We start from the raw sequence: 15,144 nt of genomic DNA on the forward strand, positions 1-15,144 counted from the left end.
GAGTGAGCGGTTCCGGTCGGCCCCGTCCGAGGCTGTCCGGACTGTTGACGCGCTGTGACCCGACCTCGGCGTTCGCCATAGCGGACGTCTGGCGTTCGTTATCTCGAACGATGGTCGAAGCGTCGCGCATGCGGGAGTGGGGAAAGTGATCACAATCCGTTTGCGGGGGGCGTCAGTTCCGCACGAGACGCCAGCGGTTGTCGGCGGTGCCGTCGTCCGGGTCCTGGACCGCGAAGGCGCCGACAGCGGTGGAGTTGTTCGCGATCGCGAGCAACTTGCCGCTGTGCACGTTGCGGATCTTGTAGGTCCCGTCTCCCTGGTCGAGCAGCGTCCAACGGTGGTCGGCGGTGCCGTTGTCCGCCCACTGCAGGACGGTCGCGCCGTCTGCCGTGGACATGTCCTGGACACCGAGCACCTTGCCGCTGTGGGCGTTGCGGAAGCGGAACCCGTTTCCGTCCGGGATCATGTGCCAGTCGTGGTCGGCGGTGCCCGAGTCGTTCCACTGCAGAGCGCGGCCGCCGTCGGCCGTGGACATGTTCTGGATGCCCAGCACGAGTCCGCTGCCCGCGTTGGCGAGACGGACGGTGCTGCTGGTGTTCCAGTAGACGGTGTAGTTGTGGCCGTGTGCGTCGTGGAAGGGGCCGAGGTTGACGGTGGAGCCGTTGGCGGTGGCGGTGAAGGCGAGCGACGTGTTGCCGGCCCGTCTGATCGAGGACGTGTCCAGTGCCGGCAGGGAGTCGAGTGCGGAGTCGCCGTAGTTGCCGGACAGGATCACCGGGCCGTAGGTGATCGCGGCGACGTTCGCGTCGTCGTTGGCCGCTCGCATGACGACCCGCATGGGCAGGCGGACGGTGACCGTGTCGCCGGAGGTCCAGGAGCGGGTCAAGGTGGCGTAGCTGCCGGGCGTGGTGGTGATGTTCTGCGCCGCGCCGTTGACGCTGACGGTGGCCCCGGAGGTCCAGCTCGGGATGCGGATGCGCATCGACCAGGTTCCGCTGACGCTCCCGGTGACCCGCAGGGTCGTGGTGTCGCTCACGGGATAGGTCGTCGTCTGGGTGACGGTGATGCCGCGCTCCGACCAGTCGAGCACCGAGGGCACGAACATGTTCACGATCAGCGTGGTGTCACTGCGGTAGTAGAGGGAGTCCATCAACCTGGTGTGCATCTCCAGGCCTGTGCCCTGGCAGCACCAGAAGGTGCCGTAGTCGGTGCTCCACGTGCCGCCGCCCCACGCCGGGCCCACACCTCGTCGGCCTCCGGGGTTGAGCGGGGTGAAGTAGGTGACGTGGCCGTGGTCGTCCGCCGGGTTCTGCTGGCCGATCATCTGGTTCAGCCACGCCTGCTCGTAGTAGTCGAACAAGGCGGCCCGATTCGGGTCCAGCGCGAACAGCTCCCGGGTGAGGGTGAGCATGTTGAAGGTGTTGCAGCTTTCGCACGTGTCCTTGTTCAGGTAGCCGGCGATGGCGTTCGGGGCCCGGAAGTGCTCCGCCTGGCTGTTGCCGCCGATGGCATATGTGTGGTTGTCGACACAGAAGTTCCAGGCATGGGTGGCGATGTCCCGGTACCGAGTGGTGCCGGTGGCCTTGAACTCCCGTGCGGCCCCGATCCATTTGGGCACCTGCGTGTTGGCGTGCAGTCCGCTGAGCTGGTCCTGGTTGGACGCCAGCGGGTCGAACACCGCAGCGTGATCGAACCGTTGGGCGACGGTGAGCCACCGCGCGTCGCCTGTCTGCTGGTAGAGGTCGGTCAGCACGGCGTTCATGCCGCCGAACTCCGTCTGCAGCATGGCCTGCATCTGCTGGCCGCTCAGCCGGCCGGTACGCCGGTCGACCCACCCTGCCAAGGAGAACAGGACGTCACGGGCTTGTGTGCTGCCGATGTGGCGCCACACGTCCAGCAGGCCGGCCAGGGTCTTGTGGATGGTGTAGTACGGCACGTTGCCGTTGCTCAGTGTCCGCTGCTCGAGAGCGGTGAAGTCGGACTCGGGGTAACCGGAGAGATACCCGGCGCCGAAACCGGCGGCACTGTTGTTGGCCTGGCATTTGGCCAGCTCCGCAACCATATGGGTTGCCTTGTCCCGGCAGACGGTGTCCCCGGTGACGGCGTAGAGCTGTGCCCATGCCGTGAGGAAGTGTCCTTGGGCGTGGGTGCGGAAGGGGAACGTCGGCGCGTCCCAACCGCCGTTCGCTGCCGCCCCGTTGGTGGACAGCCGGTGGTTGGCGCGGAAGTTGTACAGCAGCCGGTCGACGTCGACGAACCGCAGGTAGTTCCGCGTACGGTCCTGGTTGTCCAGCCAGCGGCTCGCGGTGAGCCGGACCTGGCCGAGCGCGAAGGGATGCGCGGACACCCCGATGTCGGCCCTTGCGGGAGGGACGGCCGCTCGGGCGGGCGATGCGTCGACGAACGAACCGGTGACGGAGGCGGCGGCCGTGGCCCCGACTACTTGCAGAAGACGCCGTCTGCTGACGGAGGAAGACATCTCGCACCTCTCGGTGGGGGAAGGTGACTGCTTGGTCTTCGGCGCGTTCACTCACGGGTCGGGCGGTCGGTCGGGCCCGACGCGTCACGTGCTCATCCGTTGGGATCTCGGTTCGATCAGCCCTCCCGAGTGATACATGGGATGGATTAAGGGATACGGACGTTGCTCCTGTCTAGTCTCGCGACACGGAAGACTTGGCTACTTGCGGGTTTCGGCTGGCTCACGCCCCTGACGTTGCGTCAGAGACGCGGAACCGGGCCGACTAAGGCGCGCAGCACCGGCCGCAACCGGAGGAGCAGGTCCTGGTTCAGGTAGCGGGGCAGGTCGTCGCGCAGTCCCTCGTGGTGGGTGAAGGGGCTGCGTGAGGGGCCCCCGCAGGTCACTCGCGTGCGGGGCCGACGGTGTGCGCGAGCTGGACGCGTGAGTGCAGGCCGAGTTTCCGGTAGACGCGGGTGAGGGTCGCCTCGACCGTCTTGACGCTCACGCTGAGGGCCGCGGCGATGTCACGGTTGCTCGCTCCTCCGGCAGCGAGCTGGGCGCAGCGCTGTTCGGCCCGGGTCAGACGTGGACGGGCGCTGTCGTGCGGGGGGTTGCGCTCCAACCGGTTGAGGCTGTCCGCGGCGGCTTCGGCCCAGGGGTGCGCCTCGTGGGCGGTGAAGAGGTCGGCGGCGCTCTGTGCTGCCGCACGGGCGCTCGCGCGTCGGCGTCCGCGTCGTTCGGTGTGGCTGAGCGCCAGCAGGGTGCGGCCCCGTTCGATCGGGAGGTGGCCCAGGCGGTCGGCTGCGTCGGTGAGTCGGCGGGCGGCCGTGTCGTAGTCGCCGTGTGCGGCGTCCAGGAGGGCCTGGACGCGTTCGAGGGACGGGAGGACGGAGTGTCTGCCGAGATCGGTCGCGGTCCGGCGAGTGCTGGTCAGCAGTTCGTGGGCCTGTTCGAGGTGTCCCAGCGTGACGAGGGATTCGGCCATCTCGGCGTGCCAGCGCAGGACGGACGGGTCGCGCACCTGCTGGAGCGCCTCCAGGGCGCGTACCTCCTCCAGTGCCTGCAGGGCTTCCTTCGGGCGGCCGGTGACCAGGAGGAGGTGGCCGAGGGCGAACAGGTTGCGGGAGAGGAAGACCCGGTTGTCCTCCTGCCGGGACGCGTCGACTCCGCGGCGGGCGAGGGCGAGGGCGTGGTCGGTGCGTGAGGCGGTGCCCTCGACGAGGGCGGAGGTGTAGCAGGCAGGTCCGGACGGCAGGCCGGAGCTGTCGGTCAGCGCTCGGGCGCGGGCCGCGTAGTCGAGGGCTTGGGCGCAGCGTCCGGCTCGGATCTCCACCTCGGCGAGGCTGCGCAGGATGTCCACGGTGCCCTCGGCGTCCCCGGCCCGCTGGGCCTGGACGAGCAGGGGCAGCAGGAGCGTCCGGGCGTCGGGCAGGCGGTCGTCGAAGAGGGCGTGGCGGGCGGCGAGGTGTTCAGGGGTGGCGTTGACGGCGACGAGTGTGGTGCGGGGCGTGCACAGGGCGCGGTCGAGTGTGGCATCGGCCCCGGGGCTGCCGAGGACGCGCTGGACGCGCGCCTGCATGGTCAGAGCGAGGGCGGTGGTGGTGGTGTCGCCGGCGGCCCGGGCGAGAGCGGCGGCTTGGGCGGCCAGGGCATCAGCCTGTTCGGGGGCGCCTTCGTTGAGGTTGGCGCGGATGGCTTGGCGGAGCAGGATCCGGGCGGTCAGGTCCGGCCGCCCGGCGGCCTCGTGAACTGCCCCGGCGAACAGTTCGTCCGCGCCGTTCAGGCGCTGCCCGCTTGCGTCGAGCAGGGCCAGCAGAGCGTTGACACGTGGGGCGGGCCTCTTCTCGTGCTCCAGAACGAGGCGGGTCGCGGCCCGGCTGCGGGAGAGGTCGCCACAGTGCGCGGCGTCCCGGATGGCGGTCAGGGCCCGCTCGGTGAGCAGTCCGGTGTCCTCGCGCGGGGTGAGTTCGGCGGCGAGGAGGGAGAGCTCGGCGGCCAACGGGTGCTCCCCGCGCAGCCTCGCGTGGCCGGCGGCGCGGGCGGTGTGCCGGGCCGTACGGGAGTCGGTGGTGCCGGCGGCCGCCAGCGCGGTGTGCCGGTCGCGGCGGAGGGTGTCGTGGCTGGCCTCGGCCAGGCGCGTGTGCAGAAGGCGGCGCGCGGTGGCCGGCAGCCGGGTCGTGAGTTCCGTGCCGATCGCGGAGGCGGTGAACCGCATGCTCCCGTCCGCCCGCCTGACGTCGAGCAGTCCTGCCGTCTCGGCCTGTGCCAGGAGGGTCTCGGCTGCCGGGCCGGTGAGGCGGACGAGTAGTTCGAGGTCCGGCCGGTCGTCCAGCGCGGCGAACGTCAGCAGTTCCTGTACCCGGGCCGGTACCTCGTTCAGCCACTCGCCCACCAGCCGCCGGGCCGTCGGCGGCAGGAACGGCTCGCTTCCACCGGCTCGGTCCGCGGCAGGGGGCGCGGCGTCGGCGAGCGCCAGGGCCAGGGCAGGATTACCGCCGCTGCACGCGTGGATCCGGGCGACCTCGTGGGGGCGCAGCGGAAACCGTGCGAGCAGGGCCGCGACCTGACTGGGCGTCAGAGCCGGTATGCACACCGGGTGCGCGTCCTCCCCGCACCAGTGGACCCCGGACTCCGGCCGCCAGGTGCGCTCGGCCACGATGACGGGAAGGTCCGGGACCAGGCGCAGGGCCCAGCTCAGGACCGCCGTGCTGGCCGGGTCCAGCCACTGGGCGTTGTCCACCACCAGCGTCATGGGCGGTGCGTCCCGCAGCAGGGCAGCGGTCAGACCGCGCAGGCGCAGGGCCGTCCCGGCATGCTCCGAGGAACTCGGCTCACCGGTGGCCTCGTCCAGCTCCGCCGCCAGTTCCCGCGCCGGTGGCGACGGGAGAGCCAGCGCGAGTTCGAGGAGGCCGGTGTAAGGGACCTGGGCGTCCCGCGGACCCGGGGCCACCCGGAGAACCGGCAGGCCCAACCGCCGCCCCAGGACACCCGCTGCTGTGGTCTTGCCGATTCCGGGCGGCCCGAACAGCACCACCCGCCGGGTTCCGTCCACGGCATCCGGCACGCCCGGCAGCAGGGCACCGGCCGTCTCCTGAGGCGCGCTCACCCCCATCGCAGAGTCTTGCATCGGGCCATGGTGCGTCCGCCGGGTCTGCCCGGTCCAGGTCAAGGGGTTTCCCTGATGTCGGCCGCCCCCCTCGTCCCTAGCCTCAAGGCCACAGCCGAGCCAACTGCTGCCGAACGCCCCCCGCACCCCAGATGACGTCCTGCGGCACCTCCCCGACACGGCTCGGCGGAAGGACCACGATGAACCGCAAGAACGCCCTGGCAGCCGCGGTCGCGGCAGCCCTTGCCCTGGGCTCCGTGACCGTGGTGGCCACCCAGTCCACCGCGGCCACCCAGTCCACCGCGGCCACCCAGTCCACCGCGGCCACCGGCACCTCCGCCGCCCGCCCCGGTGCCGGCTTCAAGGCGATGACGGCCGAGGCACGCGGCGAGGCGATACGCACGGCCGACCGGAACGCGGCCGCCACCGCCCGCGAGCTCGGCCTGGGCTCTGCCGAGCGCCTGGCGGCCAAGGACGTGCTGGTCGACGCCGACGGCACCCGGCACGTGCGCTACGACCGCACCTACAGCGGTCTGTCCGTGATCGGCGGTGACCTGGTGGTGCACCTCGCCAGGGACGGCAAGATCACCGGCTCGGACCTGGCACACCAGGGCGCGATCCGGGTCGCCGGCATCTCGCCGAAGCTGACGGCGGCCGCCGCCTCTTCCGCGGCCGTGAGACACGCCAAGCACGTGAAGAACCCGAAGGCCGGCAGCAAGGACAGCACCCTGGTGGTGTACGCGGTCGGCAAGGTGCCCGTCCTCGCCTACCGCTCGACCGTCACCGGCGAGGGCGAGACCGGTCCGGCCTCGCGGGAGGCGGTGATCGTCGACGCGACCAGTGGCGCGCCGCTGGACCAGTACGAGCTGCACCAGAGCGTCACGGGCACCGGCAACGGCATCACCGTCGGCCAGGTCTCCATCGAGACCACCCAGTCCGGCAGCGGCTACACCCTCACCGACGCCGCACACGGCGGCACGATCGTCTACGACTCGTACAACAGCCCGCAGTCGGCCCCGAAGCAGAACGCCCGGACCTTCTCCAAGACCACCAACTCCTGGGGCAACGGCACCACGTCCAGCCGCGAGAGCGCCGCCGCGGACGCCTCCTACGGCCTGGCGAAGACCTGGGACTACTACAAGGACTCCTTCAACCGCTCCGGCATCCGCAACGACGGCCGCGGCGCCCCCGCCTACGTGCACGTCGACACCAGCCTGCTGAACGCCTTCTACGACGACGACTGCTTCTGCATGTTCTTCGGCGACGGTTCCTCGCAGAACGGCAACACCCCGGTCACCGCGATCGACGTGGCCGGCCACGAGATGAGCCACGGCGTCACCGCCGCCACCGCCGGCCTCAACTACTCCGGCGAGTCCGGCGGCCTCAACGAGGCCACCAGCGACATCTTCGGCACCATGGTCGAGTTCCACGCCGACAACGCCGGCGACCCAGGCGACTACCTCATCGGCGAGAAGCTCAACATGCCGGGCGGTTACATGCGCCGGATGGACAACCCCGCCGCCGACGGGAACTCCCTGTCCTGCTGGACCTCCGGTGCCGGCTCGGTGGACGTCCACTACTCCTCCGGCATCGGCAACCACTTCTTCTACCTGGCGGCCGAGGGCACCGGGGCGAAGACCATCGGCGGACGCGCGCACAACGGCACCACCTGCAACAACGACACCTTCGCGGGCATCGGCAAGGACAAGGCCGCCGCCGTCTGGTACCGGGCGCTCAGCGCCTACATGACCTCCACCACCAGCTACGCCGGAGCCCGCACCGCCACCCTGCAGGCCGCCGCCGACCTGTACGGCACCAACTCCCAGGAGCGGTACCTCGTCTCCAAGGCGTGGGCGGCCGTCGGCGTCGGCACCGCGCTGCCCGACCCCGGCACCGGCATCCCCGCCCCCTCGCCGTCCACCTCCACCCCTCCCACCCCCTCGCCGTCCACCACGCCCCCCAGCGGCAACGCACTGACCAACGGCGGCTTCGAGCAGGGCACCAGCGGCTGGACCCAGAGCGACAACATCATCACCAACTCGGCTCTGCAGACCGCGCGCGGCGGGTCCTCGTACGCCTGGATGATGGGCTACGGCACCGCCGCCATCGAGTCCCTGTCCCAGTCGGACATCGCCGTGCCCTCCACCGGAACCCCGAAGCTCACCTTCTGGCTGAAGGTCTCCACCCAGGAGTCCGGCTCCATCGCCTACGACACTCTCAAGGTCAAGGTCAACGGCACCACGCTGGCCGCCTATTCCAACGCCCATGCGAGCTCCGGGTACGTCCAGAGGACCGTCGACCTGTCCGCCTACAAGGGCCAGACGGTGCAGCTGCAGTTCGCCGGTACCGAAGACGCCTACCTGGCGACGATCTTCCTGATCGACGACATCGCCATCGGCTGACCGGCCCTCTCGTCCTCCCGTGCTCCTGTGGCCGGACCTCCTCGGGTGGCCCGGCCACGGGAGCCGTCGGGTGCGCGTGGACTCGTCGAAGGCGACTGCGGCGATCAGCGTTCCGGCCCGGCGCCGAGGGTTTCGCGCCGCGTTCGCCTACCGGTCACCTTCTAGTCGTGAGCATGACAAGCGCGATCCCGAGTCTCTTCCCTGTCAGGGCAAACCCGCTCATACAAGGAATATTCGTGAGAATACATCTGGCATCCCGCGCCTCGGCGCTCGTCCTCTGCACGGCGCTGGCGACCTCGTTCGCCCTCCCGGCGCAGGCCTCCGGGATCGACACCGTCCTGCCGGCGGCCGAGACCGCGCCGTTGTTCGACGACGAAGCCGGCGGCAACGCCAACGCGGACGACCCGGCGATCTGGCGCAACGCCGCCGACCCGGGCCGCAGTCTGGTGATCGCGACCGCCAAGCAGGGCGGTCTGCGGGTCTACGGCCTGGATGCGCGCCAGGTGCAGTCGATCCCCGCGCCGGCCGGGCCGAGCGCCGACGACAAGCCCGGTCGCTTCAACAACGTCGACCTGGTGCAGGGGCTCCGCCTGGGCGGCGCGCGTGCGGACGTCGCGGTGGTCAGCGACCGCGGCAACGACCGCCTGCGGATCTACCGCATCGACCGGGACAAGCCCGGCGGCCCGCTCACCGACGTCACCGACCCGGGCGTGCGGCCCGTGTTCTCCGCCGACCAGGCCGAGATCAACAAGCAGCAGACCGCGTACGGCCTGGCCACCTGGACCGACCGCGCAACCGGCCGCTCCTACGCCCTCGTCAGCCAGCGCAACCGCACCCGGATCGCCCTGCTGGAGCTGATCGCCACCCCGGCCGGCACCGTCGACTACCGTCAGGTCCGAGTCCTGGACCTGCCCTCCTCGTTCCGGCTGCCCAACGGCGCCTCCTGGACGCCCTGCGCCGAGCCGGGCGAACTGCCGCAGGTGGAGGGCATGGTCGTCGACCCCGTGGACGGCACCCTGTACGCGGGGCAGGAGGACGTGGGCATCTGGCGCATCGAGGCGGGTCTGACCGGTACGCCGACCCTGATCGACAAGGTCCGTGAGTACGGCGTCCCGGGCACGTACGACGAGGAGACCGAGGAGTGCGCGCCCGGCGCCGACCCCGGCTTCGGCGGCACCCACCTCAGCGCCGACGTCGAGGGCCTGACCCTGGTCACCGAGGCGGACGGCGACGGCTACCTGCTCGCCTCCAGCCAGGGTGACAACACCTTCGTCGCGTACGACCGCGAGCGCGACGAGGACAACGAGTACGAGGACGCCTTCCGCATCGCCGCGGCCTCCACCACCCTCGACGGCTCCGAGGTCTGCGACGGCGCCGCCGCTCTCAACGCCCCGCTCGGCGCGCGCTACCCCAACGGCCTGCTCGTCGTCCAGGACGGTGAGGAGACCCCCCGTGACGGCGACCGCGAGGCCACCGGCTTCAAGTTCGTCGATCTCGGCAAGGTCGTGTCCGCCATCGACTGATCGGTGAACGGCCCGGGCGCACGGTGGTGACACCGTGCGCCCGTCGTGGCCGTCGGACCGCGACGAGGCGGATCCGTCCCCGGACCGGGCACCGCGCCCTTCACCCTGCCGCACCGAATTCCTTTCGTCCGGACATCCGGAGCGGCGGTGCGGACGAAGGCTATGACCCGATTTGCGTGCCTGTCCACGGGTGTTGTCCGCGGTTTGCGACCCTCGATCTCGCACGCACCGCACTGATCGTCGTCGACATGCAGAACGACTTCTGCTCGCCCAAGGGGTGGCTCGCACCATCGGGCTGGATGTCTCGGGCGTCGACCGGCTCATCCCCTCGCTCGCCACGACGGTCTCGGAGCTGCGCACCGAGCAGGGCCACGAGGGACACCGCCCCCAGCCCTCGGGCCGACGCCCAGCGCCCCGTGCAGGCCAGGGCCGCCGCCGCCAGCACGAGCACGGAAACCGCTGCGCCCAGAAGAGGGAAACCGGTCGTGCTCTCGCTGCGCACGGCGTGTGCCACGGCCTCAGTCAGTCCGGTGGCGGCGATCGATCCTGCGGACGCCAGGGCGTACGGTGCCGCGGTCAGCAGGAAACGGCCGGCCGGGCGACTGCCGCCGGTGCCCGTCCTGACACGCACCGCGTGCGCCGCGACATCCAGTTGCTCCCGCAGCCGGGCCGATGCCGAGGCTCCCTCGGTGGGGTCCAGGTACGTCTGAAGGATCTCGGCACCGTGGCTCGCCCGATAGCGGCGTGGGTAGAGAGACAGGACACGGGGGGAGTGCTGGGCGTCAGTCATGCGCGTGCTCCGGCAGGTTCGACGGCGGCTTGCTTGAGGCGTCGGGTGGCCTCGCGCGCGGTGGCGGTGATCTTCCGGACCTCGGCAGCGAGGGCGTCACGTCCGGTGGGGCTGAGCGTGTAGGTGCGCCGAAGCCGCCCCTCGACGCGCTCCTCGGAGAAGACCTCGATCATGCCTTCCTCCTGGAGACGTTCGAGAGATCCGTAGAGCGTCCCGGTACGCAGCCTTACCCGGCCCTGAGAGATCGTCAGCAACTCCTGCGCCAGCGCGCAGCCGTGACGGGGCCTGTCGGCCAGGGCGGTGAGGACGAGCAGGGTCGGCTCCTGCATTGATCTACTACGAGTAGTCATGAGCATGAGCACAGAGGTCCGGGTGGTCGTGGCGCCGGGACAGCGGATCCGGCGCACGGTGGACGACCCGAGCCACCCCGCGATCGTGGTCCTGCTGCACGGCGTGACCTGTGACGCGGAGGATGGCGAGCGTTGCCCCCGGTGTCCGCGAGGGTGGTGTGCGGCAGGCTTGACGGCGCAGGGGACCAATCCCCAGGTCGCACGGCCTCGGATTACACGGGGCGTTCCGCCCCTGCCGTCCCCACGGGAGAGCCATTGTGAAGGAACCTGTATACATCGGCAGTAATCCGACTGCCGGCCCTGATCTGCAACAGCTGGTCCATGAGGTGGCGCTGGGTGACCAGGAGGCTTTCGCCGCGGTCTACGACGCCGTGGCCGGCTCCGTCCTCGGGGTCGCCCGCGCCGTGTTGCGTGATCAGGCCCAGTCGGAAGAGGTGGCACAGGAGGTGCTGGTGGAGGTGTGGCGCACCGCCCCGCGCTACCGGCCCGAGCGGGGCACGGCCATCAACTGGATCCTCACCCTGGCCCACCGGCGGGCCGTGGACCGGGTCCGCTCCGTGGAGGCCGCGGCGGCCCGTGACACCAAGGCCGCGCTGCTGGAGCATCAGCCGGCCTATGACGAGGTGACCGAGCAGGTGGAGACCCGGCTGGAGCGGGAGCAGGTGAGGCGCTGTCTGCGCACCCTGACCGAACTGCAGCGTCAGTCGGTCACTCTCGCCTACTACCGTGGCCTGACCTACCGGGAGGTCGCCGAAGCACTGTCGCTGCCGCTGGGCACGGTCAAGACCCGGTTGCGCGACGGGCTCATCCGGCTCCGCGACTGCCTGGGGGTGACCGCATGACCACGACCGATCCGCACGCTCTGACCGGCGCCTACGCCGTGCACGCGCTGCACGGTGAGGAGCGTGCCGCCTTCGAGCGTCACCTGGCCGAGTGCGACGCCTGCAAGCAGGAGGTCGCCGAGTTCACGGCCACCACCGGACGCCTGGCGCTGGCCACCACGGTGCGCACGCGCCCCGCCATGCGGGAGCAGGTCCTGGAGCGCATCACCACCGTGCGGCAGGTTCCGCCCGGTGCGGTGCCGCTGGAGGGAGTACGCCGCGGCACCCGGCGAGGACGGGGCCCGGCCCGGTGGGCACTGGCCGCGAGTGTGGCCGCCGCGGCCGCCTTCGGCGGCGCCGCCGTGTGGCAGTACGAGCGCGCCCAGAAGGCCCAGCACCAGGCCGCACAGGCGCAGCGACACGTCGAAAACCTGGCGGGAGTGCTGGCCGCGCCCGACGCCCGGTCGCGTTCGGTGAAGGTGGCGGGCGGCGCGGGCACGCTGGTGGTCTCCGCCGGCCGGGACCAGGCCGTGTTCGTGGCCTCAGGGATGGCCGCACCTCCGCGAGGCAAGGTGTACCAGCTGTGGTTCGCCGACGGCGGGAAGATGCGCTCGGCCGGTCTGTTGGACCCCGACCGCAGCAGTCAGGCGGTCCTCATGCAGGGGGCGGTCGACGGGGCCTCGGGCGTCGGCATCACGGTGGAGCCGACCGGCGGATCGAAGCAGCCGACCTCGACGCCGGTCGCCCTGCTCGGCGTGCCGGCCTGAGGGTGCGCGTGGGGAACCCGCCGGCGGGCGGGCTCCCCACGCGGCTGATCGTGCCGGCGCGGTGGCAGGTGTCTTTCTCGCGGGACGGGTGAACGGCAAGCTCGGAGGGCTGGTCGGCAGCCACTGGGGTCTGCGGACCAGCCCTCTGACGCGGGGCACCCGCCGGGCCCTGCCGGCCACCCGACCGGCAGGGCCCGGCGGATGCCCCGGTAGGAGGACGCGCGCCGCCCGACTCGCTCCCGTCAAGACGGCCGGGCAGGGCGTGCGTCCTCGGCTCGCTGTGGTGTCAGCTCGTGGTGTCAGCTCTTGGGCATCAGGACGGTGTCGATGATGTAGACGTTGGCGTTGGCGGTCTTGACGTTGCCGCAGACGACCTTGGCGGAGTCGCCGACGGTGTAGGACTCACCCGAGCCGGAGGTCGTGACCTTCGACTTCTCCAGCGTGTCGAAGGAGCCGTTCTCCAAGTCCTTCGGCGTGAGCTTCTGGCCGACGACGTGGTAGGTGAGGATCTTCGTCAGCGTCGCCTTGTCGTCGAGGACCTTGTCCAGGGTGGCCTTCGGGATCTTCTTGAAGGCGTCGTTGGCCGGCGCGAACACGGTGATGCCCTGCGCGTTGTTGAGGGTGTCGACCAGGCCGGCTTTCCGCACCGCCGAAACCAGCGTGGACAGCGCCGGGTTGTTGGAGGCGGCTGTGGCGACCGGGTCCTTGGCCATGCCGTCGAAGGAGCCGGCGCCGTTCTTCGGCACGGTGGAACAGGCCGGGCCGAACGGCTGGTCGCTGGAGCTCGCGGACGCTGTCGAGCCGCCCATGCCGTCGCTGTTCTTCGTGGCCGGAGCCGATGCCCTGTTCGAGGAGTCGGACTTGCCCGAGTCGCTGCTGTCGTTGGAACAGGCGGTCAGGGCCAGGGGCAGCACGGCGGCCGCCGCGAAGAGACCGGCGGTACGGCGGATACGGGTGTTCATCGTGTTCTCCTGTCGGAAGGTGCAGCGTGATGCGGCTGCGTGTGTGGTGGTGCGGAACGGTGGTTCAGGAAGGGCACGGGGCCCTTGTCGTGGGGCGGGTGATCACTCGACGGTCACGACGACGGAGTGCCATCCGCTGGCGCCGTCGGGGATCGTGCGGGTGCGTGTGCCGGTCTGCACCGCGCCGGTGCGGTCGGTGGCGCGGACGGTGAGGGTGTGGCCGCCCTTGGTGGCCTGCCAGGGCAGCGACCACTGGCGCCAGGTGTCGCGGGTGGCCTCGGCGGCCAGGTCGGCTTCTTGCCAGGGGCCGTCGTCGACGCGGACCTCGACCTTGTCGATGCCCCGGTGCTGGGCCCAGGCGACCCCGGCCACCATCACCGTGCCGGACTTGGGCCGGGCGAAGGGCTTGGGGGTGTCGATCCGCGACTCGGTCCTGATCGGGGCCCGGCGGGCCCAGCCGCGCTTGACCCAGTAGGGATCGTAGGAGGCGAAGGTGGTGAGTTCGATGTCCTCGATCCACTTGCACGCGGACACGAATCCGTACAGGCCCGGCACCACCATCCGGACCGGGAAGCCGTGTTCGAAGGGCAGCGGCCGACCGTTCATGCCGATGGCCAGCATCGCGTCACGGCCGTCCATGACCTCCTCGACCGGACTGCCGATCGTCATGCCGTCCACCGACCGGGACACCAGCTGATCCGCCGGGCCTCCCCGGGACGGAGGCCTGACCCCGCACTCGGCAAGCAGGTCGGCCAGCCGTACACCGGTCCAGCGGGCGTTGCCCACATACGGGCCACCGACCTCGTTGGAGACACAGGTCAGGGTGATGTCCCGCTCGATCAGCTCCCTGCGCAGCAGGTCGTCGAAGGAGTAGGTGGCCGGGCGGCGTACGCCCTTGCCGTGGATCCGCAGCCGCCAGGCAGTGGCGTCCACCTTGGGCACCACCAGCGCGGTGTCCACCCGGTAGAAATCCGAGTCGGGGGTGAGGAAGGGACTGATGCCGGGGACGCGCAGCCCGGCCCTCCTGGGGACCGGGCGCGCCGGGGACCCGGGGGACGGCAGCACGACCTTCTCCCGGGAGGCGATCGCGTCCCGGCCGCGCGAGGCGTTCAGGGACCGGCCGACCGCGCCCACAGCGGCGGAGGCCGCTGCCGCGGACGCGGCCGCGAGGACGAATCCCCGCCGGTCCCAGCCCGCGGATGCAGGCAGACTTTTCCCCGCTTGCCCGGTCGCGGACCCGGGCGACCGCCTCACTGTAATCAGGCGGCCCACCAGCACGTACAGAAGCAGCGCTCCGGCGATGGCCCCCAGCACGGACGGGACTGCGTCCGTGAAGCCGGCCGAGTCGGGCCGGCCGACGGCTGCCGCCGCGCCGACGGCTCCGAAGAGAAGGACCCCGGCGGCTGCGGCCCGCCGGAACCGCACCGCCAGCACACCCAACGCCAGAGCCAGCACGGTCAGCACGGCGAGGATGCCGAGCTGCAGTACGAGTTTGTCGTTGGTGCCGAAGTGGCGGATCGCCCAGTCCTTGACCGCAGCGGGCGCCGCGTCGATGGACGCGCCGCCCACCGCGATGACCGGACTGGACTGCGGCCGCACCGCCGCCGCGACCGGTTCGGCCACCGCCAGCGCGGCGAAACCGGCCAGCACCCCGCTGAGCGCACCCAGCGCCGCACGGAGCCGGCCCGGCCGTACTCGCTGATCCTTCTCTTCGTCCCTCACAGGGGGAATCCGGTTCTGCCCGCCGGGGGGATTGGTCCCAGACCCGATCAGGTGACAGTGGACGGTGTCGGGGAACCGGCGAGCCTCGGCTGCGGTAGGGGCCGGGAGCGCCGGGGCCGGGGCGTGGTGTCCCGACGTTTCCGGGCGACGGTGTCGCGGGGCAACTCGGCCTCCTGGAGGGAGTGTTGCAGGGCCGCCCGCGTCCTCCTCGTGGGAGCCGTTGGCCCTGCGGTGCGAGCTGTC

Annotated in this window: 10 protein-coding genes; 4 read left to right on the forward strand and 6 right to left on the reverse strand. The window is 71.1% G+C overall.

Translation table 11 applies throughout. The annotated features are described in order from the left end of the window. Positions 1-172 precede the first annotated feature (172 nt). Complete coding sequence (locus ABZ576_RS07330; protein ID WP_360736970.1) at positions 173-2,479, reverse strand: beta-L-arabinofuranosidase domain-containing protein; 2,307 nt, start codon at positions 2,477-2,479, stop codon at positions 173-175. A 379-nt stretch (positions 2,480-2,858) separates the two neighbouring features. Beyond that, positions 2,859-5,585 carry an AAA family ATPase gene (locus tag ABZ576_RS07335; protein ID WP_360736973.1) on the reverse strand — a complete coding sequence of 909 codons (2,727 nt, stop codon included), beginning with the start codon at positions 5,583-5,585 and terminating at the stop codon, positions 2,859-2,861. Between the two features lie 179 nt (positions 5,586-5,764). Between ABZ576_RS07335 and ABZ576_RS07340 the strand changes: the two genes are divergently transcribed. Together ABZ576_RS07340 and ABZ576_RS07345 are read left to right on the forward strand one after the other, a co-directional pair. Continuing rightward, positions 5,765-7,966, forward strand: a complete 2,202-nt coding sequence (locus tag ABZ576_RS07340) for a M4 family metallopeptidase (RefSeq protein ID WP_360736976.1) — start codon at positions 5,765-5,767, stop codon at positions 7,964-7,966. 236 nt (positions 7,967-8,202) lie between these two features. Beyond that, a complete protein-coding gene (locus ABZ576_RS07345) occupies positions 8,203-9,489 on the forward strand; it encodes a phytase (RefSeq protein ID WP_360736979.1) in 1,287 nt (428 codons plus the stop codon). Positions 9,490-9,649: 160 nt separating this feature from the next. On the opposite strand, the gene ABZ576_RS07350 is transcribed toward ABZ576_RS07345, so the two are convergent. Both ABZ576_RS07350 and ABZ576_RS07355 read right to left on the reverse strand, forming a co-directional pair. Further along, positions 9,650-10,279, reverse strand: coding sequence for a hypothetical protein (locus ABZ576_RS07350; protein ID WP_360736982.1), 630 nt, complete (start codon positions 10,277-10,279; stop codon positions 9,650-9,652). Then, positions 10,276-10,629: a PadR family transcriptional regulator gene (locus ABZ576_RS07355; RefSeq protein ID WP_360736985.1), complete on the reverse strand. Its 354-nt coding sequence runs from the start codon at positions 10,627-10,629 to the stop codon at positions 10,276-10,278. Before ABZ576_RS07355 ends, ABZ576_RS07350 begins: the two co-directional genes overlap by 4 nt. 257 nt (positions 10,630-10,886) lie before the next feature. Here ABZ576_RS07355 and ABZ576_RS07360 point away from each other — a divergent pair, with 257 nt between their 5' ends. Continuing rightward, positions 10,887-11,471 (forward strand): sigma-70 family RNA polymerase sigma factor, encoded by a 585-nt coding sequence (locus tag ABZ576_RS07360; protein WP_360736988.1) that lies wholly within the window; start codon positions 10,887-10,889, stop codon positions 11,469-11,471. Next, complete coding sequence (locus tag ABZ576_RS07365; protein WP_360736991.1) at positions 11,468-12,217, forward strand: anti-sigma factor; 750 nt, start codon at positions 11,468-11,470, stop codon at positions 12,215-12,217. Before ABZ576_RS07360 ends, ABZ576_RS07365 begins: the two co-directional genes overlap by 4 nt. A 299-nt stretch (positions 12,218-12,516) precedes the next feature. Here the strand turns inward: ABZ576_RS07365 and ABZ576_RS07370 are convergent, their stop codons facing one another. Then, complete coding sequence (locus tag ABZ576_RS07370; RefSeq protein ID WP_360736994.1) at positions 12,517-13,179, reverse strand: fasciclin domain-containing protein; 663 nt, start codon at positions 13,177-13,179, stop codon at positions 12,517-12,519. Between the two features lie 102 nt (positions 13,180-13,281). Beyond that, on the reverse strand, positions 13,282-14,901 hold the full coding sequence (locus ABZ576_RS07375; protein WP_360736997.1) for a molybdopterin-dependent oxidoreductase: 1,620 nt from the start codon (positions 14,899-14,901) through the stop codon (positions 13,282-13,284). Positions 14,902-15,144 lie beyond the last annotated feature (243 nt).

Source organism: Streptomyces sp. NPDC013455, from assembly GCF_040632975.1.
Classification (GTDB): domain Bacteria; phylum Actinomycetota; class Actinomycetes; order Streptomycetales; family Streptomycetaceae; genus Streptomyces.

Excerpts from the sequence above, each read along its gene's own strand:
- ABZ576_RS07330 (WP_360736970.1), bottom strand. The coding sequence starts at position 2,479 with ATGTCTTCCTCCGTCAGCAGACGGCGTCTTCTGCAAGTAGTCGGGGCC.
- ABZ576_RS07335 (WP_360736973.1), bottom strand. The coding sequence starts at position 5,585 with ATGCAAGACTCTGCGATGGGGGTGAGCGCGCCTCAGGAGACGGCCGGT.
- ABZ576_RS07340 (WP_360736976.1), top strand. The coding sequence starts at position 5,765 with ATGAACCGCAAGAACGCCCTGGCAGCCGCGGTCGCGGCAGCCCTTGCC.
- ABZ576_RS07350 (WP_360736982.1), bottom strand. The coding sequence starts at position 10,279 with ATGACTGACGCCCAGCACTCCCCCCGTGTCCTGTCTCTCTACCCACGC.
- ABZ576_RS07355 (WP_360736985.1), bottom strand. The coding sequence starts at position 10,629 with ATGACTACTCGTAGTAGATCAATGCAGGAGCCGACCCTGCTCGTCCTC.
- ABZ576_RS07365 (WP_360736991.1), top strand. The coding sequence starts at position 11,468 with ATGACCACGACCGATCCGCACGCTCTGACCGGCGCCTACGCCGTGCAC.
- ABZ576_RS07370 (WP_360736994.1), bottom strand. The coding sequence starts at position 13,179 with ATGAACACCCGTATCCGCCGTACCGCCGGTCTCTTCGCGGCGGCCGCC.